We start from the raw sequence: 26,864 nt of genomic DNA on the forward strand, positions 1-26,864 counted from the left end.
TTTAGATAGTATCGCAAAAAAAACCTGAGGGGTTAGCCTCAGGTTTAAAATTAAATTAAATTAAATTAAATTAAATTGATTTATTGATTTATGTATAAATAGCCACTAAGTTTTTTAACTTGAGTTTTACCATCTATAATAGCAGTGTAGTTTAAAATATAGAAATATGTTCCAGTAGGTAGACTGTTAGTATCTTTTATAGTTGTTCTACCTCTAGAGTATCCATCAAAATAATTAGTTTGGTTGTTATAGTTTTTAGTTTCAAAAACTGAAACACCCCAACGGTTAAAGATTTCGATGCTATTTTCTGGATAACAAGTGGTATTGTCAATGTTTTCAATTACTAATTTATCGTTAACACCGTCATTATTTACAGATATAGCATTAAATACTTTTACTGTTCCACATTCTAATACTAAACAATCATCATTGACTGTAATCGTTATTCTATAGGTTTGAGGACATGTTGTGTCAACTACTTTGTATTCAAATACTTTATCTCCTAAGCTTAGACCAAAAGGATTAAATTGATCTCCTTGTAAAGCACCAGTGTTATTAATATCAGTCCAAGATCCATTTGTAGATGTTCCTGTTGGTAATAAACTTCTCAAATTGATTAGAGCAGAATCACCATTACACGCAGAACTATCTATTGTTTTCAAACCATTTACATTAGTTACATTCACATTTTGTGTGAACCTAGATGTATTTCCGCATGTATCTGTTACCAACCATTCTCTAACAATTGTGTATGAATTTGAATTGTTGTTATTAATTGTTTCAGTATAGTTATTTGATGCTATACTTGAACATGCATCTGTAAAGACTAATTCAGGTTTCACTGGGATTGCATCGCAATTAACATTTACATTTTGTTGGAAAGCGGTAGCAGTAATAGGTCCTTGATTATCTTGAACATTTATTATTTGCGAAGCTGTTGTAGTATTACCGGCAGCGTCTCTAGCAGTCCAAGTTCTTGTTACTGTATAAGATCCTGCACAATTTCCTGCTGTTGTGATATCTACAAAACTTAAGCTTGCAGCTCCACAATTATCAGTTGCTGTTGCTTGTGCAAAATTAAGTATTGTACCACATGAAACAGTTGTCATTGCTGGTAACGCTGCAATTGTAGGTCTAACTAAGTCACTAATTACAATTGTAATTCTTGCCGTTTGACAATTTAAAGGATTTAGTTTTTCGCATACTTGGTAAATCAATTCGTATTGTCCTGTAGGTATGTTATTTGATATACTAAGATTTCCTAAATTATCTAACAGAATGTTTGAATTTTGGCCAGTAAGTATCGTTACGTTGATATTATCTGCAGATAATGGACTGTTGTTGAAAGTGTCATTTGTCAATACATTTCCAATTATACCTGTAGTACTGCAGCTTAAACTTGAGTAAACATCATCAGTTAATACCATAGTTGCACTTACCACAGTCACAGTAACAGTCCCAATAGAACAATTACTAGGATTAATAGTTTCACATATAGTATATTGAACTGTGTACACTCCAGCTGGTGTATTAGGTGATACTCTGATTTTTCCGTCAGAACCTACAGTAATTGGGCCATTAGGTACAAAAGTTATAACAACATCTGAATGTGATAATAATACTCCATTTAAGGTATCATTATCTAAAACGTTGATACCTGTGTCACCACCAGTTATCCCATTAACCAAGCCTACATTGTCATTTACAGCTACTATCATCGCATTGTTATTGTCGATAATGGTACCCGTAGCCGAAGCAGCTCCAGAGGCAATACTAAAGTTTTCAGTTACTTCATCAATCGCATCTACCGTTGTAGGTACCGAAACAGTTCCAGTAGTTGCACCCGCAGGAACAAGTACATCAACGTTTGTAGTGGTGTAATCCGCACTTCCAGCGGTACCATTAGTCAATACAAAAGTATAGATAATGGCTTGATCAGAAGGGTTGCTCAATGTAAAGTTGAATACCACATCAGTTCCTTCAGTAGCCGAAGCCGGAGATATGGTAGCCACAGTAGGGGCGTTGTTATTGTCGATAATCGTACCCGTAGCCGAAGCAGCTCCAGAGGCAATACTAAAGTTTTCAGTTACTTCATCAATCGCATCTACCGTTGTAGGTACCGAAACAGTTCCAGTAGTTGCACCCGCAGGAACAAGTACATCAACGTTTGTAGTGGTGTAATCCGCACTTCCAGCGGTACCATTAGTCAATACAAAAGTATAGGTAATGGCTTGATCAGAAGGGTTGCTTAATGTAAAGTTGAATACCACATCAGTTCCTTCAGTAGCCGAAGCAGGAGTGATCGTTGCCACAGTAGGCGCATTGTTATTGTCGATAATGGTACCCGTAGCCGAAGCAGCTCCAGAGGCAATACTAAAGTTTTCAGTTACTTCATCAATCGCATCTGCAGTTGTAGGTACCGAAACAGTTCCCGTAGTTGCACCCGCAGGAACAAGTACATCAACGTTTGTAGTGGTGTAATCCGCACTTCCAGCGGTACCATTAGTCAATACAAAAGTATAGGTAATGGCTTGATCAGAAGGGTTACTCAATGTAAAGTTGAATACCACATCAGTTCCTTCAGTAGCCGAAGCAGGAGTGATCGTTGCCACAGTAGGGGCATTGTTATTGTCGATAATGGTACCCGTAGCCGAAGCAGCTCCAGAGGCAATACTAAAGTTTTCAGTTACTTCATCAATAGCATCTACCGTTGTAGGTACCGAAACAGTTCCCGTAGTTGCTCCCGCAGGAACAAGTACGTCAACGTTTGTAGTGGTGTAATCCGCACTTCCAGCCGTACCATTAGTCAATACAAAAGTATAGGTAATGGCTTGATCAGAAGGGTTGCTTAATGTAAAGTTGAATACCACATCAGTTCCTTCAGTAGCCGAAGCCGGAGAGATCGTTGCCACAGTTGGAGCATTGTTATTGTCGATAATGGTACCCGTAGCCGAAGCAGTACCAGAGGCAATACTAAAGTCCTCATTTACTTCGTCAATAGCATCTGCAGTTGCAGGTACAGCTACAGTTCCCGTAGTAGCACCCGCAGGAACATTTACAGTTACAGCAGTAGTGGTGTAATCTGCACTTCCAGCAGTTCCATTAGTCAATACAAAAGTATAAGTTGTATCTACCGCCGATGGGTTGCTTAGTGTAAAGTTGAATACCACATCAGTTCCTTCAATAGCCGAAGCCGGAGTGATCGTTGCCACCGTAGGGGCGTTGTTATTGTCGATAATCGTACCAGTAGCCGAAGCAGCTCCAGAGGCAATACTAAAGTCCTCATTTACTTCGTAAATTGTATCCGTAGTCGTTGGTACCGAAACGGTTCCAGTAGTAGCACCAGCAGGCACCGTTACCGTAACGTCTGTAGTCGTGTAATCTGCACTTCCAGCAGTTCCATTAGTCAATACAAAAGTATAAGTTGTATCAACCGCCGATGGGTTGCTTAGTGTAAAGTTGAATACCACATCAGTTCCTTCGGTAGCCGAAGCAGGAGCAATCGTTGCCACAGTAGGGGCATTGTTATTGTCGATAATGGTACCCGTAGCCGAAGCAGCTCCAGAGGCAATACTAAAGTTTTCAGTTACTTCATCAATCGCATCTACCGTTGTAGGTACCGAAACAGTTCCAGTAGTTGCACCCGCAGGAACAAGTACATCAACGTTTGTAGTGGTGTAATCCGCACTTCCAGCGGTACCATTAGTCAATACAAAAGTATAGGTAATGGCTTGATCAGAAGGGTTGCTCAATGTAAAGTTGAATACCACATCAGTTCCTTCAGTAGCCGAAGCCGGAGATATGGTAGCCACAGTAGGGGCGTTGTTATTGTCGATAATCGTACCCGTAGCCGAAGCAGCTCCAGAGGCAATGCTAAAGTTTTCAGTTACTTCATCAATCGCATCCGCAGTTGTAGGTACCGAAACAGTTCCCGTAGTTGCACCCGCAGGAACAAGTACGTCAACGTTTGTAGTGGTGTAATCTGCACTTCCAGCCGTACCATTAGTCAATACAAAAGTATAGGTAATGGCTTGATCAGAAGGGTTGCTCAATGTAAAGTTGAATACCACATCAGTTCCTTCAGTAGCCGAAGCAGGAGTGATCGTTGCCACAGTAGGCGCATTGTTATTGTCGATAATCGTACCCGTAGCCGAAGCAGCTCCAGAGGCAATACTAAAGTTTTCAGTTACTTCATCAATCGCATCCGCAGTTGTAGGTACCAATACGGTTCCAGTAGTTGCACCCGCAGGAACAAGTACGTCAACGTTTGTAGTGGTGTAATCCGCACTTCCAGCCGTACCATTAGTCAATACAAAAGTATAGGTAATGGCTTGATCAGAAGGGTTGCTTAATGTAAAGTTGAATACCACATCAGTTCCTTCAGTAGCCGAAGCAGGAGAGATCGTTGCCACAGTAGGGGCATTGTTATTGTCGATAATGGTACCCGTAGCCGAAGCAGCTCCAGAGGCAATACTAAAGTTTTCAGTTACTTCATCAATCGCATCTACCGTTGTAGGTACCGAAACAGTTCCAGTAGTTGCACCCGCAGGAACAAGTACATCAACGTTTGTAGTGGTGTAATCCGCACTTCCAGCGGTACCATTAGTCAATACAAAAGTATAGGTAATGGCTTGATCAGAAGGGTTGCTCAATGTAAAGTTGAATACCACATCAGTTCCTTCAGTAGCCGAAGCCGGAGATATGGTAGCCACAGTAGGGGCGTTGTTATTGTCGATAATCGTACCCGTAGCCGAAGCAGCTCCAGAGGCAATGCTAAAGTTTTCAGTTACTTCATCAATCGCATCCGCAGTTGTAGGTACCGAAACAGTTCCCGTAGTTGCACCCGCAGGAACAAGTACGTCAACGTTTGTAGTGGTGTAATCTGCACTTCCAGCGGTACCATTAGTCAATACAAAAGTATAGGTAATGGCTTGATCAGAAGGGTTGCTCAATGTAAAGTTGAATACCACATCAGTTCCTTCAGTAGCCGAAGCAGGAGTGATCGTTGCCACCGTAGGGGCATTGTTATTGTCGATAATCGTACCCGTAGCCGAAGCAGCTCCAGAGGCAATGCTAAAGTTTTCAGTTACTTCATCAATAGCATCCGTAGTTGTAGGTACCAATACGGTTCCAGTAGTTGCACCCGCAGGAACAAGTACATCAACGTTTGTAGTGGTGTAATCCGCACTTCCAGCGGTACCATTAGTCAATACAAAAGTATAGGTAATGGCTTGATCAGAAGGGTTGCTTAATGTAAAGTTGAATACCACATCAGTTCCTTCAGTAGCCGAAGCAGGAGTGATCGTTGCCACAGTAGGCGCATTGTTATTGTCGATAATGGTACCCGTAGCCGAAGCAGCTCCAGAGGCAATACTAAAGTTTTCAGTTACTTCATCAATCGCATCTACCGTTGTAGGTACCGAAACAGTTCCAGTAGTTGCACCCGCAGGAACAAGTACATCAACGTTTGTAGTGGTGTAATCCGCACTTCCAGCGGTACCATTAGTCAATACAAAAGTATAGGTAATGGCTTGATCAGAAGGGTTGCTCAATGTAAAGTTGAATACCACATCAGTTCCTTCAGTAGCCGAAGCCGGAGATATGGTAGCCACAGTAGGGGCGTTGTTATTGTCGATAATCGTACCCGTAGCCGAAGCAGCTCCAGAGGCAATACTAAAGTTTTCAGTTACTTCGTCAATCGCATCTACCGTTGTAGGTACCGAAACAGTTCCAGTAGTTGCACCCGCAGGAACAAGTACATCAACGTTTGTAGTGGTGTAATCCGCACTTCCAGCGGTACCATTAGTCAATACAAAAGTATAGGTAATGGCTTGATCAGAAGGGTTGCTCAATGTAAAGTTGAATACCACATCAGTTCCTTCAGTAGCCGAAGCCGGAGATATGGTAGCCACAGTAGGGGCGTTGTTATTGTCGATAATCGTACCCGTAGCCGAAGCAGCTCCAGAGGCAATACTAAAGTTTTCAGTTACTTCGTCAATCGCATCCGCAGTTGTAGGTACCGAAACAGTTCCAGTAGTTGCACCCGCAGGAACAAGTACATCAACGTTTGTAGTGGTGTAATCCGCACTTCCAGCGGTACCATTAGTCAATACAAAAGTATAGGTAATGGCTTGATCAGAAGGGTTGCTTAATGTAAAGTTGAATACCACATCAGTTCCTTCAGTAGCCGAAGCCGGAGAGATCGTTGCCACAGTAGGCGCGTTGTTATTGTCGATAATGGTACCCGTAGCCGAAGCAGCTCCAGAGGCAATGCTAAAGTCCTCATTTACTTCATCAATAGCATCCGTAGTTGTAGGTACCAATACGGTTCCAGTAGTTGCACCCGCAGGAACAAGTACATCAACGTTTGTAGTGGTGTAATCCGCACTTCCAGCGGTACCATTAGTCAATACAAAAGTATAGGTAATGGCTTGATCAGAAGGGTTGCTTAATGTAAAGTTGAATACCACATCAGTTCCTTCAGTAGCCGAAGCAGGAGTGATCGTTGCCACAGTAGGCGCATTGTTATTGTCGATAATCGTACCCGTAGCCGAAGCAGCTCCAGAGGCAATACTAAAGTTTTCAGTTACTTCATCAATCGCATCCGCAGTTGTAGGTACCGAAACAGTTCCAGTAGTTGCACCCGCAGGAACAAGTACATCAACGTTTGTAGTGGTGTAATCCGCACTTCCAGCCGTACCATTAGTCAATACAAAAGTATAGGTAATAGCTTGATCAGAAGGGTTGCTTAATGTAAAAGTAAATACAGCAGCACTTCCTTCAGTAGCCGAAGCAGGAGTGATCGTTGCCACCGTAGGGGCATTGTTATTGTCGATAATCGTACCCGTAGCCGAAGCAGCTCCAGAGGCAATACTAAAGTTTTCAGTTACTTCGTCAATCGCATCCGCAGTTGTAGGTACCGAAACAGTTCCCGTAGTTGCACCCGCAGGAACAAGTACATCAACGTTTGTAGTGGTGTAATCCGCACTTCCAGCGGTACCATTAGTCAATACAAAAGTATAGGTAATGGCTTGATCAGAAGGGTTGCTTAATGTAAAGTTGAATACCACATCAGTTCCTTCAGTAGCCGAAGCAGGAGTGATCGTTGCCACAGTAGGCGCATTGTTATTGTCGATAATGGTACCCGTAGCCGAAGCAGCTCCAGAGGCAATGCTAAAGTTTTCAGTTACTTCATCAATCGCATCCGCAGTTGTAGGTACCGAAACAGTTCCCGTAGTTGCACCCGCAGGAACAAGTACATCAACGTTTGTAGTGGTGTAATCCGCACTTCCAGCCGTACCATTAGTCAATACAAAAGTATAGGTAATAGCTTGATCAGAAGGGTTGCTTAATGTAAAAGTAAATACAGCAGCACTTCCTTCAGTAGCCGAAGCAGGAGTGATCGTTGCCACCGTAGGGGCATTGTTATTGTCGATAATCGTACCCGTAGCCGAAGCAGCTCCAGAGGCAATACTAAAGTTTTCAGTTACTTCATCAATCGCATCTGCAGTTGTAGGTACCGAAACAGTTCCCGTAGTTGCACCCGCAGGAACAAGTACATCAACGTTTGTAGTGGTGTAATCCGCACTTCCAGCCGTACCATTAGTCAATACAAAAGTATAGGTAATGGCTTGATCAGAAGGGTTGCTTAATGTAAAAGTAAATACAGCAGCACTTCCTTCAGTAGCCGAAGCAGGAGTGATCGTTGCCACAGTAGGCGCATTGTTATTGTCGAAAATCGTACCCGTAGCCGAAGCAGCTCCAGAGGCAATACTAAAGTTTTCAGTTACTTCATCAATCGCATCTACCGTTGTAGGTACCGAAACAGTTCCAGTAGTTGCACCCGCAGGAACAAGTACATCAACGTTTGTAGTGGTGTAATCCGCACTTCCAGCGGTACCATTAGTCAATACAAAAGTATAGGTAATGGCTTGATCAGAAGGGTTGCTTAATGTAAAGTTGAATACCACATCAGTTCCTTCAGTAGCCGAAGCCGGAGAGATCGTTGCCACAGTAGGCGCGTTGTTATTGTCGATAATGGTACCCGTAGCCGAAGCAGCTCCAGAGGCAATGCTAAAGTCCTCATTTACTTCATCAATCGCATCCGCAGTTGTAGGTACCGAAACAGTTCCAGTAGTTGCACCCGCAGGAACAAGTACATCAACGTTTGTAGTGGTGTAATCCGCACTTCCAGCGGTACCATTAGTCAATACAAAAGTATAGGTAATGGCTTGATCAGAAGGGTTGCTTAATGTAAAGTTGAATACCACATCAGTTCCTTCAGTAGCCGAAGCCGGAGAGATCGTTGCCACAGTAGGCGCGTTGTTATTGTCGATAATGGTACCCGTAGCCGAAGCAGCTCCAGAGGCAATGCTAAAGTCCTCATTTACTTCATCAATAGCATCCGTAGTTGTAGGTACCAATACGGTTCCAGTAGTTGCACCCGCAGGAACAAGTACATCAACGTTTGTAGTGGTGTAATCCGCACTTCCAGCGGTACCATTAGTCAATACAAAAGTATAGGTAATGGCTTGATCAGAAGGGTTGCTTAATGTAAAGTTGAATACCACATCAGTTCCTTCAGTAGCCGAAGCCGGAGAGATCGTTGCCACAGTAGGCGCGTTGTTATTGTCGATAATGGTACCCGTAGCCGAAGCAGCTCCAGAGGCAATGCTAAAGTCCTCATTTACTTCATCAATAGCATCCGTAGTTGTAGGTACCAATACGGTTCCAGTAGTTGCACCCGCAGGAACAAGTACATCAACGTTTGTAGTGGTGTAATCCGCACTTCCAGCGGTACCATTAGTCAATACAAAAGTATAGGTAATGGCTTGATCAGAAGGGTTGCTTAATGTAAAGTTGAATACCACATCAGTTCCTTCAGTAGCCGAAGCAGGAGTGATCGTTGCCACAGTAGGCGCATTGTTATTGTCGATAATCGTACCCGTAGCCGAAGCAGCTCCAGAGGCAATACTAAAGTTTTCAGTTACTTCATCAATCGCATCCGCAGTTGTAGGTACCGAAACAGTTCCAGTAGTTGCACCCGCAGGAACAAGTACATCAACGTTTGTAGTGGTGTAATCCGCACTTCCAGCCGTACCATTAGTCAATACAAAAGTATAGGTAATAGCTTGATCAGAAGGGTTGCTTAATGTAAAAGTAAATACAGCAGCACTTCCTTCAGTAGCCGAAGCAGGAGTGATCGTTGCCACCGTAGGGGCATTGTTATTGTCGATAATCGTACCCGTAGCCGAAGCAGCTCCAGAGGCAATACTAAAGTTTTCAGTTACTTCGTCAATCGCATCCGCAGTTGTAGGTACCGAAACAGTTCCCGTAGTTGCACCCGCAGGAACAAGTACATCAACGTTTGTAGTGGTGTAATCCGCACTTCCAGCGGTACCATTAGTCAATACAAAAGTATAGGTAATGGCTTGATCAGAAGGGTTGCTTAATGTAAAGTTGAATACCACATCAGTTCCTTCAGTAGCCGAAGCCGGAGAGATCGTTGCCACAGTAGGCGCGTTGTTATTGTCGATAATGGTACCCGTAGCCGAAGCAGCTCCAGAGGCAATGCTAAAGTCCTCATTTACTTCATCAATAGCATCCGTAGTTGTAGGTACCAATACGGTTCCAGTAGTTGCACCCGCAGGAACAAGTACGTCAACGTTTGTAGTGGTGTAATCCGCACTTCCAGCCGTACCATTAGTCAATACAAAAGTATAGGTAATGGCTTGATCAGAAGGGTTGCTTAATGTAAAGTTGAATACCACATCAGTTCCTTCAGTAGCCGAAGCAGGAGAGATCGTTGCCACAGTAGGGGCATTGTTATTGTCGATAATGGTACCCGTAGCCGAAGCAGCTCCAGAGGCAATACTAAAGTTTTCAGTTACTTCATCAATCGCATCTACCGTTGTAGGTACCGAAACAGTTCCAGTAGTTGCACCCGCAGGAACAAGTACATCAACGTTTGTAGTGGTGTAATCCGCACTTCCAGCGGTACCATTAGTCAATACAAAAGTATAGGTAATGGCTTGATCAGAAGGGTTGCTCAATGTAAAGTTGAATACCACATCAGTTCCTTCAGTAGCCGAAGCCGGAGATATGGTAGCCACAGTAGGGGCGTTGTTATTGTCGATAATCGTACCCGTAGCCGAAGCAGCTCCAGAGGCAATGCTAAAGTTTTCAGTTACTTCATCAATCGCATCCGCAGTTGTAGGTACCGAAACAGTTCCCGTAGTTGCACCCGCAGGAACAAGTACGTCAACGTTTGTAGTGGTGTAATCTGCACTTCCAGCGGTACCATTAGTCAATACAAAAGTATAGGTAATGGCTTGATCAGAAGGGTTGCTCAATGTAAAGTTGAATACCACATCAGTTCCTTCAGTAGCCGAAGCAGGAGTGATCGTTGCCACCGTAGGGGCATTGTTATTGTCGATAATCGTACCCGTAGCCGAAGCAGCTCCAGAGGCAATGCTAAAGTTTTCAGTTACTTCATCAATAGCATCCGTAGTTGTAGGTACCAATACGGTTCCAGTAGTTGCACCCGCAGGAACAAGTACATCAACGTTTGTAGTGGTGTAATCCGCACTTCCAGCGGTACCATTAGTCAATACAAAAGTATAGGTAATGGCTTGATCAGAAGGGTTGCTTAATGTAAAGTTGAATACCACATCAGTTCCTTCGGTAGCCGAAGCAGGAGCAATCGTTGCCACAGTAGGGGCATTGTTATTGTCGATAATGGTACCCGTAGCCGAAGCAGCTCCAGAGGCAATACTAAAGTTTTCAGTTACTTCATCAATCGCATCTACCGTTGTAGGTACCGAAACAGTTCCAGTAGTTGCACCCGCAGGAACAAGTACATCAACGTTTGTAGTGGTGTAATCCGCACTTCCAGCGGTACCATTAGTCAATACAAAAGTATAGGTAATGGCTTGATCAGAAGGGTTGCTCAATGTAAAGTTGAATACCACATCAGTTCCTTCAGTAGCCGAAGCCGGAGATATGGTAGCCACAGTAGGGGCGTTGTTATTGTCGATAATCGTACCCGTAGCCGAAGCAGCTCCAGAGGCAATGCTAAAGTTTTCAGTTACTTCATCAATCGCATCCGCAGTTGTAGGTACCGAAACAGTTCCCGTAGTTGCACCCGCAGGAACAAGTACGTCAACGTTTGTAGTGGTGTAATCTGCACTTCCAGCCGTACCATTAGTCAATACAAAAGTATAGGTAATGGCTTGATCAGAAGGGTTGCTCAATGTAAAGTTGAATACCACATCAGTTCCTTCAGTAGCCGAAGCAGGAGTGATCGTTGCCACAGTAGGCGCATTGTTATTGTCGATAATCGTACCCGTAGCCGAAGCAGCTCCAGAGGCAATACTAAAGTTTTCAGTTACTTCATCAATCGCATCCGCAGTTGTAGGTACCAATACGGTTCCAGTAGTTGCACCCGCAGGAACAAGTACGTCAACGTTTGTAGTGGTGTAATCCGCACTTCCAGCCGTACCATTAGTCAATACAAAAGTATAGGTAATGGCTTGATCAGAAGGGTTGCTTAATGTAAAGTTGAATACCACATCAGTTCCTTCAGTAGCCGAAGCAGGAGAGATCGTTGCCACAGTAGGGGCATTGTTATTGTCGATAATGGTACCCGTAGCCGAAGCAGCTCCAGAGGCAATACTAAAGTTTTCAGTTACTTCATCAATCGCATCTACCGTTGTAGGTACCGAAACAGTTCCAGTAGTTGCACCCGCAGGAACAAGTACATCAACGTTTGTAGTGGTGTAATCCGCACTTCCAGCGGTACCATTAGTCAATACAAAAGTATAGGTAATGGCTTGATCAGAAGGGTTGCTCAATGTAAAGTTGAATACCACATCAGTTCCTTCAGTAGCCGAAGCCGGAGATATGGTAGCCACAGTAGGGGCGTTGTTATTGTCGATAATCGTACCCGTAGCCGAAGCAGCTCCAGAGGCAATGCTAAAGTTTTCAGTTACTTCATCAATCGCATCCGCAGTTGTAGGTACCGAAACAGTTCCCGTAGTTGCACCCGCAGGAACAAGTACGTCAACGTTTGTAGTGGTGTAATCTGCACTTCCAGCGGTACCATTAGTCAATACAAAAGTATAGGTAATGGCTTGATCAGAAGGGTTGCTCAATGTAAAGTTGAATACCACATCAGTTCCTTCAGTAGCCGAAGCAGGAGTGATCGTTGCCACCGTAGGGGCATTGTTATTGTCGATAATCGTACCCGTAGCCGAAGCAGCTCCAGAGGCAATGCTAAAGTTTTCAGTTACTTCATCAATAGCATCCGTAGTTGTAGGTACCAATACGGTTCCAGTAGTTGCACCCGCAGGAACAAGTACATCAACGTTTGTAGTGGTGTAATCCGCACTTCCAGCGGTACCATTAGTCAATACAAAAGTATAGGTAATGGCTTGATCAGAAGGGTTGCTTAATGTAAAGTTGAATACCACATCAGTTCCTTCAGTAGCCGAAGCAGGAGTGATCGTTGCCACAGTAGGCGCATTGTTATTGTCGATAATGGTACCCGTAGCCGAAGCAGCTCCAGAGGCAATACTAAAGTTTTCAGTTACTTCATCAATCGCATCTACCGTTGTAGGTACCGAAACAGTTCCAGTAGTTGCACCCGCAGGAACAAGTACATCAACGTTTGTAGTGGTGTAATCCGCACTTCCAGCGGTACCATTAGTCAATACAAAAGTATAGGTAATGGCTTGATCAGAAGGGTTGCTCAATGTAAAGTTGAATACCACATCAGTTCCTTCAGTAGCCGAAGCCGGAGATATGGTAGCCACAGTAGGGGCGTTGTTATTGTCGATAATCGTACCCGTAGCCGAAGCAGCTCCAGAGGCAATACTAAAGTTTTCAGTTACTTCGTCAATCGCATCTACCGTTGTAGGTACCGAAACAGTTCCAGTAGTTGCACCCGCAGGAACAAGTACATCAACGTTTGTAGTGGTGTAATCCGCACTTCCAGCGGTACCATTAGTCAATACAAAAGTATAGGTAATGGCTTGATCAGAAGGGTTGCTCAATGTAAAGTTGAATACCACATCAGTTCCTTCAGTAGCCGAAGCCGGAGATATGGTAGCCACAGTAGGGGCGTTGTTATTGTCGATAATCGTACCCGTAGCCGAAGCAGCTCCAGAGGCAATACTAAAGTTTTCAGTTACTTCGTCAATCGCATCCGCAGTTGTAGGTACCGAAACAGTTCCAGTAGTTGCACCCGCAGGAACAAGTACATCAACGTTTGTAGTGGTGTAATCCGCACTTCCAGCGGTACCATTAGTCAATACAAAAGTATAGGTAATGGCTTGATCAGAAGGGTTGCTTAATGTAAAGTTGAATACCACATCAGTTCCTTCAGTAGCCGAAGCCGGAGAGATCGTTGCCACAGTAGGCGCGTTGTTATTGTCGATAATGGTACCCGTAGCCGAAGCAGCTCCAGAGGCAATGCTAAAGTCCTCATTTACTTCATCAATAGCATCCGTAGTTGTAGGTACCAATACGGTTCCAGTAGTTGCACCCGCAGGAACAAGTACATCAACGTTTGTAGTGGTGTAATCCGCACTTCCAGCGGTACCATTAGTCAATACAAAAGTATAGGTAATGGCTTGATCAGAAGGGTTGCTTAATGTAAAGTTGAATACCACATCAGTTCCTTCAGTAGCCGAAGCAGGAGTGATCGTTGCCACAGTAGGCGCATTGTTATTGTCGATAATCGTACCCGTAGCCGAAGCAGCTCCAGAGGCAATACTAAAGTTTTCAGTTACTTCATCAATCGCATCCGCAGTTGTAGGTACCGAAACAGTTCCAGTAGTTGCACCCGCAGGAACAAGTACATCAACGTTTGTAGTGGTGTAATCCGCACTTCCAGCCGTACCATTAGTCAATACAAAAGTATAGGTAATAGCTTGATCAGAAGGGTTGCTTAATGTAAAAGTAAATACAGCAGCACTTCCTTCAGTAGCCGAAGCAGGAGTGATCGTTGCCACCGTAGGGGCATTGTTATTGTCGATAATCGTACCCGTAGCCGAAGCAGCTCCAGAGGCAATACTAAAGTTTTCAGTTACTTCGTCAATCGCATCCGCAGTTGTAGGTACCGAAACAGTTCCCGTAGTTGCACCCGCAGGAACAAGTACATCAACGTTTGTAGTGGTGTAATCCGCACTTCCAGCGGTACCATTAGTCAATACAAAAGTATAGGTAATGGCTTGATCAGAAGGGTTGCTTAATGTAAAGTTGAATACCACATCAGTTCCTTCAGTAGCCGAAGCAGGAGTGATCGTTGCCACAGTAGGCGCATTGTTATTGTCGATAATGGTACCCGTAGCCGAAGCAGCTCCAGAGGCAATGCTAAAGTTTTCAGTTACTTCATCAATCGCATCCGCAGTTGTAGGTACCGAAACAGTTCCCGTAGTTGCACCCGCAGGAACAAGTACATCAACGTTTGTAGTGGTGTAATCCGCACTTCCAGCCGTACCATTAGTCAATACAAAAGTATAGGTAATAGCTTGATCAGAAGGGTTGCTTAATGTAAAAGTAAATACAGCAGCACTTCCTTCAGTAGCCGAAGCAGGAGTGATCGTTGCCACCGTAGGGGCATTGTTATTGTCGATAATCGTACCCGTAGCCGAAGCAGCTCCAGAGGCAATACTAAAGTTTTCAGTTACTTCATCAATCGCATCTGCAGTTGTAGGTACCGAAACAGTTCCCGTAGTTGCACCCGCAGGAACAAGTACATCAACGTTTGTAGTGGTGTAATCCGCACTTCCAGCCGTACCATTAGTCAATACAAAAGTATAGGTAATGGCTTGATCAGAAGGGTTGCTTAATGTAAAAGTAAATACAGCAGCACTTCCTTCAGTAGCCGAAGCAGGAGTGATCGTTGCCACAGTAGGCGCATTGTTATTGTCGAAAATCGTACCCGTAGCCGAAGCAGCTCCAGAGGCAATACTAAAGTTTTCAGTTACTTCATCAATCGCATCTACCGTTGTAGGTACCGAAACAGTTCCAGTAGTTGCACCCGCAGGAACAAGTACATCAACGTTTGTAGTGGTGTAATCCGCACTTCCAGCGGTACCATTAGTCAATACAAAAGTATAGGTAATGGCTTGATCAGAAGGGTTGCTTAATGTAAAGTTGAATACCACATCAGTTCCTTCAGTAGCCGAAGCCGGAGAGATCGTTGCCACAGTAGGCGCGTTGTTATTGTCGATAATGGTACCCGTAGCCGAAGCAGCTCCAGAGGCAATGCTAAAGTCCTCATTTACTTCATCAATCGCATCCGCAGTTGTAGGTACCGAAACAGTTCCAGTAGTTGCACCCGCAGGAACAAGTACATCAACGTTTGTAGTGGTGTAATCCGCACTTCCAGCGGTACCATTAGTCAATACAAAAGTATAGGTAATGGCTTGATCAGAAGGGTTGCTTAATGTAAAGTTGAATACCACATCAGTTCCTTCAGTAGCCGAAGCCGGAGAGATCGTTGCCACAGTAGGCGCGTTGTTATTGTCGATAATGGTACCCGTAGCCGAAGCAGCTCCAGAGGCAATGCTAAAGTCCTCATTTACTTCATCAATAGCATCCGTAGTTGTAGGTACCAATACGGTTCCAGTAGTTGCACCCGCAGGAACAAGTACATCAACGTTTGTAGTGGTGTAATCCGCACTTCCAGCGGTACCATTAGTCAATACAAAAGTATAGGTAATGGCTTGATCAGAAGGGTTGCTTAATGTAAAAGTAAATACAGCAGCACTTCCTTCAGTAGCCGAAGCAGGAGTGATCGTTGCCACAGTAGGCGCATTGTTATTGTCGAAAATCGTACCCGTAGCGGTATCGGTTGTAGATCCAACTGTTCCTGTAGAGCTAGTTATAGCTACGGTGAAGGTTTCGTTGTTCTCATCAATAGTATCAGCAGTAGTTGGTATTAATGCAGTCGCTATAGTAGTACCCGCTAAGAAAGTTACCGTTACTGGCGTATTGGTGTAATCTCCGTTAGTTGTTGTTTCGTTGGTAAATCCTAAAATAAGGGTTATGTCTGTAGCCGATGGGTTGCTCAAAGTAACTACAAAATTCAAGTAGTCACCTTCAGTATTACTCGCATTTGCTATAGTTACTGTTGGCGCATTGTCATTATCAGTAATGGTTACAGTTGCAGATTGAGTACCTAATTCTGTAGCACAACCTCCAGTTACGCTGTCAATATTTACAATAACTGTTTCTGAACCTTCATTGATATTGTCATCTATAGGAGTAATGGTTACAGTACCAGTAGTTGATCCTGAAGGTATGGTTATAGTTGTACTATTCGCAGCGTAATCAGAACCTGAAATTGCTGTTCCAGAATAAGAAATTGTGATAATCACATCACTAATAGTTGCAGTTGATAAAGTAGCTGTTAAAATGGTTCCAATACCAGAATTTTCAGCAATTGAAGTTGTACCAGCTAGAGCAACAGTAGGTGCTAATACGGTAATAGTTCCAGTTGTTGTTGCAGGAGGACATCCACCAGTTGTAGTTACGGTATAGTTGAACGTTCCAGAAGCTGTAGGTGTACCACTTATAGTCACCACATTGGCTGCCCATGAACCTGTTACCCCTGCTGGCAAACCAGAAAAAGTAGCTCCAGTAGCACCTGTTGTAGCAAGCGTGATATTGGTTATTGCCGAGTTGATACAAACCGTTTGGCTTGTACCTGCTGCGATCGTATTTTGAGGTGTAACGGTAATGGTTCCAGTTGTTGTTGCAGGAGGACATCCACCAGTTGTAGTTACGGTATAGTTGAACGTTCCAGAAGCTGTAGGTGTACCACTTATAGTCACCACATTGGCTGCCCATGAACCTGTTACCCCTGCTGGCAAACCAGAAAAAGTAGCTCCAGTAGCACCTGTTGTAGCAAGCGTGATATTGGTTATTGCCGAGTTGATACAAGTGGTTCTGTTAATTCCAGCTGCGATCGTATTTTGAGGTGTAACGGTAATGGTTCCAGTTGTTGTTGCAGGAGGACATCCACCAGTTGTAGTTACGGTATAGTTGAACGTTCCAGAAGCTGTAGGTGTACCACTTATAGTCACCACATTGGCTGCCCATGAACCTGTTACCCCTGCTGGTAAACCAGAAAAAGTAGCTCCAGTAGCACCTGTTGTAGCAAGCGTGATATTGGTTATTGCAGAGTTAATACAAACCGTTTGGCTTGTACCTGCTGCGATCGTATTTTGAGGTGTAACGGTAATGGTTCCAGTTGTTGTTGCAGGAGGACATCCACCAGTTGTAGTTACGGTATAGTTGAACGTTCCAGAAGCTGTAGGTGTACCACTTATAGTCACCACATTGGCTGCCCATGAACCTGTTACCCCTGCTGGCAAACCAGAAAAAGTAGCTCCAGTAGCACCAGTTGTAGCAAGCGTGATATTGGTTATTGCCGAGTTGATACAAACCGTTTGGCTTGTACCTGCTGCGATCGTATTTTGAGGTGTAACGGTAATGGTTCCAGTTGTTGTTGCAGGAGGACATCCACCAGTTGTAGTTACGGTATAGTTGAACGTTCCAGAAGCTGTAGGTGTACCACTTATAGTCACCACATTGGCTGCCCATGAACCTGTTACCCCTGCTGGCAAACCAGAAAAAGTAGCTCCAGTAGCACCAGTTGTAGCAAGCGTGATATTGGTTATTGCCGAGTTGATACAAACCGTTTGGCTTGTACCTGCTGCGATCGTATTTTGAGGTGTAACGGTAATGGTTCCAGTTGTTGTTGCAGGAGGACATCCACCAGTTGTAGTTACGGTATAGTTGAACGTTCCAGAAGCTGTAGGTGTACCACTTATAGTCACCACATTGGCTGCCCATGAACCTGTTACCCCTGCTGGTAAACCAGAAAAAGTAGCTCCAGTAGCACCTGTTGTAGCAAGCGTGATATTGGTTATTGCCGAGTTGATACAAGTGGTTCTGTTAATTCCAGCTGCGATCGTATTTTGAGGTGTAACGGTAATGGTTCCAGTTGTTGTTGCAGGAGGACATCCACCAGTTGTAGTTACGGTATAGTTGAACGTTCCAGAAGCTGTAGGTGTACCACTTATAGTCACCACATTGGCTGCCCATGAACCTGTTACCCCTGCTGGCAAACCAGAAAAAGTAGCTCCAGTAGCACCTGTTGTAGCAAGCGTGATATTGGTTATTGCCGAGTTGATACAAACCGTTTGGCTTGTACCTGCTGCGATCGTATTTTGAGGTGTAACGGTAATGGTTCCAGTTGTTGTTGCAGGAGGACATCCACCAGTTGTAGTTACGGTATAGTTGAACGTTCCAGAAGCTGTAGGTGTACCACTTATAGTCACCACATTGGCTGCCCATGAACCTGTTACCCCTGCTGGCAAACCAGAAAAAGTAGCTCCAGTAGCACCAGTTGTAGCAAGCGTGATATTGGTTATTGCCGAGTTGATACAAACCGTTTGGCTTGTACCTGCTGCGATCGTATTTTGAGGTGTAACGGTAATGGTTCCAGTTGTTGTTGCAGGAGGACATCCACCAGTTGTAGTTACGGTATAGTTGAACGTTCCAGAAGCTGTAGGTGTACCACTTATAGTCACCACATTGGCTGCCCATGAACCTGTTACCCCTGCTGGTAAACCAGAAAAAGTAGCTCCAGTAGCACCTGTTGTAGCAAGCGTGATATTGGTTATTGCCGAGTTAATACAAACCGTTTGGCTTGTACCTGCTGCGATCGTATTTTGAGGTGTAACGGTAATGGTTCCAGTTGTTGTTGCAGGAGGACATCCACCAGTTGTAGTTACGGTATAGTTGAACGTTCCAGAAGCTGTAGGTGTACCACTTATAGTCACCACATTGGCTGCCCATGAACCTGTTACCCCTGCTGGCAAACCAGAAAAAGTAGCTCCAGTAGCACCAGTTGTAGCAAGCGTGATATTGGTTATTGCCGAGTTGATACAAACCGTTTGGCTTGTACCTGCTGCGATCGTATTTTGAGGTGTAACGGTAATGGTTCCAGTTGTTGTTGCAGGAGGACATCCACCAGTTGTAGTTACGGTATAGTTGAACGTTCCAGAAGCTGTAGGTGTACCACTTATAGTCACCACATTGGCTGCCCATGAACCTGTTACCCCTGCTGGTAAACCAGAAAAAGTAGCTCCAGTAGCACCAGTTGTAGCAAGCGTGATATTGGTTATTGCCGAGTTGATACAAACCGTTTGGCTTGTACCTGCTGCGATCGTATTTTGAGGTGTAACGGTAATGGTTCCAGTTGTTGTTGCAGGAGGACATCCACCAGTTGTAGTTACGGTATAGTTGAACGTTCCAGAAGCTGTAGGTGTACCACTTATAGTCACCACATTGGCTGCCCATGAACCTGTTACCCCTGCTGGCAAACCAGAAAAAGTAGCTCCAGTAGCACCTGTTGTAGCAAGCGTGATATTGGTTATTGCCGAGTTGATACAAACCGTTTGGCTTGTACCTGCTGCGATCGTATTTTGAGGTGTAACGGTAATGGTTCCAGTTGTTGTTGCAGGAGGACATCCACCAGTTGTAGTTACGGTATAGTTGAACGTTCCAGAAGCTGTAGGTGTACCACTTATAGTCACCACATTGGCTGCCCATGAACCTGTTACCCCTGCTGGTAAACCAGAAAAAGTAGCTCCAGTAGCACCAGTTGTAGCAAGCGTGATATTGGTTATTGCCGAGTTGATACAAGTGGTTCTGTTAATTCCAGCTGCGATCGTATTTTGAGGTGTAACGGTAATAGTTCCAGTTGTTGTTGCAGGAGGACATCCACCAGTTGTAGTTACGGTATAGTTGAACGTTCCAGAAGCTGTAGGTGTACCACTTATAGTCACCACATTGGCTGCCCATGAACCTGTTACCCCTGCTGGTAAACCAGAAAAAGTAGCTCCAGTAGCACCTGTTGTAGCAAGCGTGATATTGGTTATTGCCGAGTTGATACAAACCGTTTGGCTTGTACCTGCTGCGATCGTATTTTGAGGTGTAACGGTAATGGTTCCAGTTGTTGTTGCAGGAGGACATCCACCAGTTGTAGTTACGGTATAGTTGAACGTTCCAGAAGCTGTAGGTGTACCACTTATAGTCACCACATTGGCTGCCCATGAACCTGTTACCCCTGCTGGCAAACCAGAAAAAGTAGCTCCAGTAGCACCAGTTGTAGCAAGCGTGATATTGGTTATTGCCGAGTTGATACAAACCGTTTGGCTTGTACCTGCTGCGATCGTATTTTGAGGTGTAACGGTAATGGTTCCAGTTGTTGTTGCAGGAGGACATCCACCAGTTGTAGTTACGGTATAGTTGAACGTTCCAGAAGCTGTAGGTGTACCACTTATAGTCACCACATTGGCTGCCCATGAACCTGTTACCCCTGCTGGCAAACCAGAAAAAGTAGCTCCAGTAGCACCAGTTGTAGCAAGCGTGATATTGGTTATTGCCGAGTTGATACAAACCGTTTGGCTTGTACCTGCTGCGATCGTATTTTGAGGTGTAACGGTAATGGTTCCAGTTGTTGTTGCAGGAGGACATCCACCAGTTGTAGTTACGGTATAGTTGAACGTTCCAGAAGCTGTAGGTGTACCACTTATAGTCACCACATTGGCTGCCCATGAACCTGTTACCCCTGCTGGCAAACCAGAAAAAGTAGCTCCAGTAGCACCTGTTGTAGCAAGCGTGATATTGGTTATTGCAGAGTTAATACAAACCGTTTGGCTTGTACCTGCTGCGATCGTATTTTGAGGTGTAACGGTAATGGTTCCAGTTGTTGTTGCAGGAGGACATCCACCAGTTGTAGTTACGGTATAGTTGAACGTTCCAGAAGCTGTAGGTGTACCACTTATAGTCACCACATTGGCTGCCCATGAACCTGTTACCCCTGCTGGCAAACCAGAAAAAGTAGCTCCAGTAGCACCAGTTGTAGCAAGCGTGATATTGGTTATTGCCGAGTTGATACAAACCGTTTGGCTTGTACCTGCTGCGATCGTATTTTGAGGTGTAACGGTAATGGTTCCAGTTGTTGTTGCAGGAGGACATCCACCAGTTGTAGTTACGGTATAGTTGAACGTTCCAGAAGCTGTAGGTGTACCACTTATAGCCACCACATTGGCTGCCCATGAACCTGTTACCCCTGCTGGTAAACCAGAAAAAGTAGCTCCAGTAGCACCAGTTGTAGCAAGCGTGATATTGGTTATTGCCGAGTTGATACAAACCGTTTGGCTTGTACCTGCTGCGATCGTATTTTGAGGTGTAACGGTAATGGTTCCAGTTGTTGTTGCAGGAGGACATCCACCAGTTGTAGTTACGGTATAGTTGAACGTTCCAGAAGCTGTAGGTGTACCACTTATAGTCACCACATTGGCTGCCCATGAACCTGTTACCCCTGCTGGTAAACCAGAAAAAGTAGCTCCAGTAGCACCAGTTGTAGCAAGCGTGATATTGGTTATTGCCGAGTTGATACAAACCGTTTGGCTTGTACCTGCTGCGATCGTATTTTGAGGTGTAACGGTAATGGTTCCAGTTGTTGTTGCAGGAGGACATCCACCAGTTGTAGTTACGGTATAGTTGAACGTTCCAGAAGCTGTAGGTGTACCACTTATAGTCACCACATTGGCTGCCCATGAACCTGTTACCCCTGCTGGTAAACCAGAAAAAGTAGCTCCAGTAGCACCAGTTGTAGCAAGCGTGATATTGGTTATTGCCGAGTTGATACAAACCGTTTGGCTTGTACCTGCTGCGATCGTATTTTGAGGTGTAACGGTAATGGTTCCAGTTGTTGTTGCAGGAGGACATCCACCAGTTGTAGTTACGGTATAGTTGAACGTTCCAGAAGCTGTAGGTGTACCACTTATAGTCACCACATTGGCTGCCCATGAACCTGTTACCCCTGCTGGTAAACCAGAAAAAGTAGCTCCAGTAGCACCAGTTGTAGCAAGCGTGATATTGGTTATTGCCGAGTTGATACAAGTGGTTCTGTTAATTCCAGCTGCGATCGTATTTTGAGGTGTAACGGTAATAGTTCCAGTTGTTGTTGCAGGAGGACATCCACCAGTTGTAGTTACGGTATAGTTGAACGTTCCAGAAGCTGTAGGTGTACCACTTATAGTCACCACATTGGCTGCCCATGAACCTGTTACCCCTGCTGGCAAACCAGAAAAAGTAGCTCCAGTAGCACCAGTTGTAGCAAGCGTGATATTGGTTATTGCCGAGTTGATACAAACCGTTTGGCTTGTACCTGCTGCGATCGTATTTTGAGGTGTAACGGTAATGGTTCCAGTTGTTGTTGCAGGAGGACATCCACCAGTTGTAGTTACGGTATAGTTGAACGTTCCAGAAGCTGTAGGTGTACCACTTATAGTCACCACATTGGCTGCCCATGAACCTGTTACCCCTGCTGGCAAACCAGAAAAAGTAGCTCCAGTAGCACCAGTTGTAGCAAGCGTGATATTGGTTATTGCCGAGTTGATACAAGTGGTTCTGTTAATTCCAGCTGCGATCGTATTTTGAGGTGTAACGGTAATGGTTCCAGTTGTTGTTGCAGGAGGACATCCACCAGTTGTAGTTACGGTATAGTTGAACGTTCCAGAAGCTGTAGGTGTACCACTTATAGTCACCACATTGGCTGCCCATGAACCTGTTACCCCTGCTGGCAAACCAGAAAAAGTAGCTCCAGTAGCACCAGTTGTAGCAAGCGTGATATTGGTTATTGCCGAGTTGATACAAACCGTTTGGCTTGTACCTGCTGCGATCGTATTTTGAGGTGTAACGGTAATAGTTCCAGTTGTTGTTGCAGGAGGACATCCACCAGTTGTAGTTACGGTATAGTTGAACGTTCCAGAAGCTGTAGGTGTACCACTTATAGTCACCACATTGGCTGCCCATGAACCTGTTACCCCTGCTGGCAAACCAGAAAAAGTAGCTCCAGTAGCACCTGTTGTAGCAAGCGTGATATTGGTTATTGCCGAGTTGATACAAGTGGTTCTGTTAATTCCTGCTGCGATCGTATTTTGAGGTGTAACGGTAATGGTTCCAGTTGTTGTTGCAGGAGGACATCCACCAGTTGTAGTTACGGTATAGTTGAACGTTCCAGAAGCTGTAGGTGTACCACTTATAGTCACCACATTGGCTGCCCATGAACCTGTTACCCCTGCTGGCAAACCAGAAAAAGTAGCTCCAGTAGCACCTGTTGTAGCAAGCGTGATATTGGTTATTGCCGAGTTGATACAAACCGTTTGGCTTGTACCTGCTGCGATCGTATTTTGAGGTGTAACGGTAATAGTTCCAGTTGTTGTTGCAGGAGGACATCCACCAGTTGTAGTTACGGTATAGTTGAACGTTCCAGAAGCTGTAGGTGTACCACTTATAGTCACCACATTGGCTGCCCATGAACCTGTTACCCCTGCTGGTAAACCAGAAAAAGTAGCTCCAGTAGCACCAGTTGTAGCAAGCGTGATATTGGTTATTGCCGAGTTGATACAAACCGTTTGGCTTGTACCTGCTGCGATCGTATTTTGAGGTGTAACGGTAATAGTTCCAGTTGTTGTTGCAGGAGGACATCCACCAGTTGTAGTTACGGTATAGTTGAACGTTCCAGAAGCTGTAGGTGTACCACTTATAGTCACCACATTGGCTGCCCATGAACCTGTTACCCCTGCTGGCAAACCAGAAAAAGTAGCTCCAGTAGCACCTGTTGTAGCAAGCGTGATATTGGTTATTGCCGAGTTGATACAAACCGTTTGGCTTGTACCTGCTGCGATCGTATTTTGAGGTGTAACGGTAATGGTTCCAGTTGTTGTTGCAGGAGGACATCCACCAGTTGTAGTTACGGTATAGTTGAACGTTCCAGAAGCTGTAGGTGTACCACTTATAGTCACCACATTGGCTGCCCATGAACCTGTTACCCCTGCTGGCAAACCAGAAAAAGTAGCTCCAGTAGCACCTGTTGTAGCAAGCGTGATATTGGTTATTGCCGAGTTGATACAAGTGGTTCTGTTAATTCCAGCTGCGATCGTATTTTGAGGTGTAACGGTAATGGTTCCAGTTGTTGTTGCAGGAGGACATCCACCAGTTGTAGTTACGGTATAGTTGAACGTTCCAGAAGCTGTAGGTGTACCACTTATAGTCACCACATTGGCTGCCCATGAACCTGTTACCCCTGCTGGCAAACCAGAAAAAGTAGCTCCAGTAGCACCTGTTGTAGCAAGCGTGATATTGGTTATTGCCGAGTTGATACAAACCGTTTGGCTTGTACCTGCTGCGATCGTATTTTGAGGTGTAACGGTAATGGTTCCAGTTGTTGTTGCAGGAGGACATCCACCAGTTGTAGTTACGGTATAGTTGAACGTTCCAGAAGCTGTAGGTGTACCACTTATAGTCACCACATTGGCTGCCCATGAACCTGTTACCCCTGCTGGTAAACCAGAAAAAGTAGCTCCAGTAGCACCAGTTGTAGCAAGCGTGATATTGGTTATTGCCGAGTTGATACAAACCGTTTGGCTTGTACCTGCTGCGATCGTATTTTGAGGTGTAACGGTAATGGTTCCAGTTGTTGTTGCAGGAGGACATCCACCAGTTGTAGTTACGGTATAGTTGAACGTTCCAGAAGCTGTAGGTGTACCACTTATAGTCACCACATTGGCTGCCCATGAACCTGTTACCCCTGCTGGCAAACCAGAAAAAGTAGCTCCAGTAGCACCTGTTGTAGCAAGCGTGATATTGGTTATTGCCGAGTTGATACAAGTGGTTCTGTTAATTCCAGCTGCGATCGTATTTTGAGGTGTAACGGTAATGGTTCCAGTTGTTGTTGCAGGAGGACATCCACCAGTTGTAGTTACGGTATAGTTGAACGTTCCAGAAGCTGTAGGTGTACCACTTATAGTCACCACATTGGCTGCCCATGAACCTGTTACCCCTGCTGGTAAACCAGAGAAAGTAGCTCCAGTAGCACCTGTTGTAGCAAGCGTGATATTGGTTATTGCCGAGTTGATACAAACCGTTTGGCTTGTACCTGCTGCGATCGTATTCAATGGTGTAACCGTTACCACCACAGGTTTTGTATCCGTACAGCCTATTGAATTTGTACCTTTAATATAGTAGGTTCCAGCAGTTGCAGCATTTGGTGTCGCATAAACATTTGTTGCAGCTGAATCAGTGTAATATGTATATGTTTGTGTTGACGAACCTGCAGTGACTGCATTTGCTGTTAAGTTTACCGTAGCTGGCGAGCAAACTGCAGCTGGATTATTAACAACTAAAGTATATGCAGAACAATTAGGTTGCACAATTAAACATTGTGGTACAACGTTAGTAGAGACTCCTCCTGAAGTTGTGAAATTAGCGTTGCTGTTAGTAAAAGGACCAGGATTTCCTGTACAAGATGGATTGAGTTGCCCAGGACTATTGGTAATGTCTACTGTAATTGTTGCTGTTGCTCCTGCAGGTAACGTTAATCCAGAAAGAGAAACACTTCCCGTATTTGGATTTGCAGTTACCGTTCCTAAAGTTCCACCGCCAGTATAATTAATGGTTACGTTAGGGGTAGCCGCCACTCTAATGTTTGAGGGTAAAGTATCTACAAAACCTAATCCTGTTAATAAAGCTGCACCACCACCATTATTAGAAACCACCCAAGTGTACGTTGCAGTTTGTCCGTCAATAATTGTTGTGGGGGAAAGCGTTTTTGTTAGTGAAGGAGCAGTTACATCTATAGAAATAAAATAGGAACCTGAAGCTAGGTAATCTCCTCCCGTTGAACTTTGTCTTAGTCTGACATTTATAGGTGTTAAAGAATTAGGTAAAATACCTGAAGCATTAAAAATATCAGCATCGTAATCCCAAGATTCGGAAGCACCATAAATATGTCCAGCACTAATTGGGTTTCGAGTAGTTATATTACCAGCCATTGGAGGTCCTCCATCTGCTGAAACATTATTATTAGCCGTCATAGCAATACTACTGTTCAAAGCGTCATTTGTTACTCCAGTTCTTGGATCTGCTAAATCTGTTAATGTCCCTGTTGTTCTTCCAAAACGAAGAAAATCAGCAAAGGTTCTATCGCCATACGTACCAGTTAATCCAACAACAGCTGTGACTGAACCAGATGCAGGAACAGTAACGTTAAGTACATCTGAATCAACGGTTGCATTATTGAAAAATTGCCAATTGTCAGCTACTGTAATATTTCTGGAAGGTGAATTTGCATTACTGTAGATCACAATTATTGACCAGCCACCCATAGGAAGGCTCGATGAACCTGGCAATGGATCTGCAAGGAAATAGCGTCCAGCAGGTCCACCTCCTGCTATGCTTTCAAAACCGTTTGCAGGCATTAACGAAGTAACATCCCAAATAGCTTGATAATATCTGGATCCTGATCCTAAAACATTTTTATTTGCTAAAGCTGTTGTTGTGTTTAAAGTTGTATATGTTGCTGAACCAGGTGTTTTGATTTTAACAGACGTAAAATTACCTCCATCTAGACCTTTTTCAATAGCCAAAAAAGCCTTTTCAATTCTAGAGCCTGCAGGTAAAATTAAGTCACTACTAGTGGACAGTGATGTGGTAGCATCACCGTCGATATCAGGAGTTAGTCGTGCAGTGTTGTTTGCTGGTGCACTATAATACCATGAATTTCCAAATAGTGTAACTCCACCTTTTATTACACCTTGATAACGTTGACTTGGTTGGGGTGTTTGCCCAAAAGAGGCGGTAAGAGAAAGTAAAAAAATAAAATTTAAAAAAAGACCAAATAAGTTTTTTTTAAATTTCGCAGAAAAATGAAAGTAATGGTTTTCCATATTTTTTGATATTCTTATATTTTGCTTGAATCCTCTTTAAAAGGA

At 44.3% G+C, this 26,864-nt stretch carries 1 protein-coding gene; it reads right to left on the reverse strand.

All coding sequences use genetic code 11. The features are described from left to right. Window positions 1-80: 80 nt before the first annotated feature. Window positions 81-26,819 carry a Calx-beta domain-containing protein gene (locus tag K5V07_RS05935; RefSeq protein WP_221916758.1) on the reverse strand — a complete coding sequence of 8,913 codons (26,739 nt, stop codon included), beginning with the start codon at window positions 26,817-26,819 and terminating at the stop codon, window positions 81-83. Between the last annotated feature and the right edge of the window lie 45 nt (window positions 26,820-26,864).

The organism is Flavobacterium sp. CHNK8, assembly GCF_019774515.1.
Classification (GTDB): domain Bacteria; phylum Bacteroidota; class Bacteroidia; order Flavobacteriales; family Flavobacteriaceae; genus Flavobacterium; species Flavobacterium tiangeerense.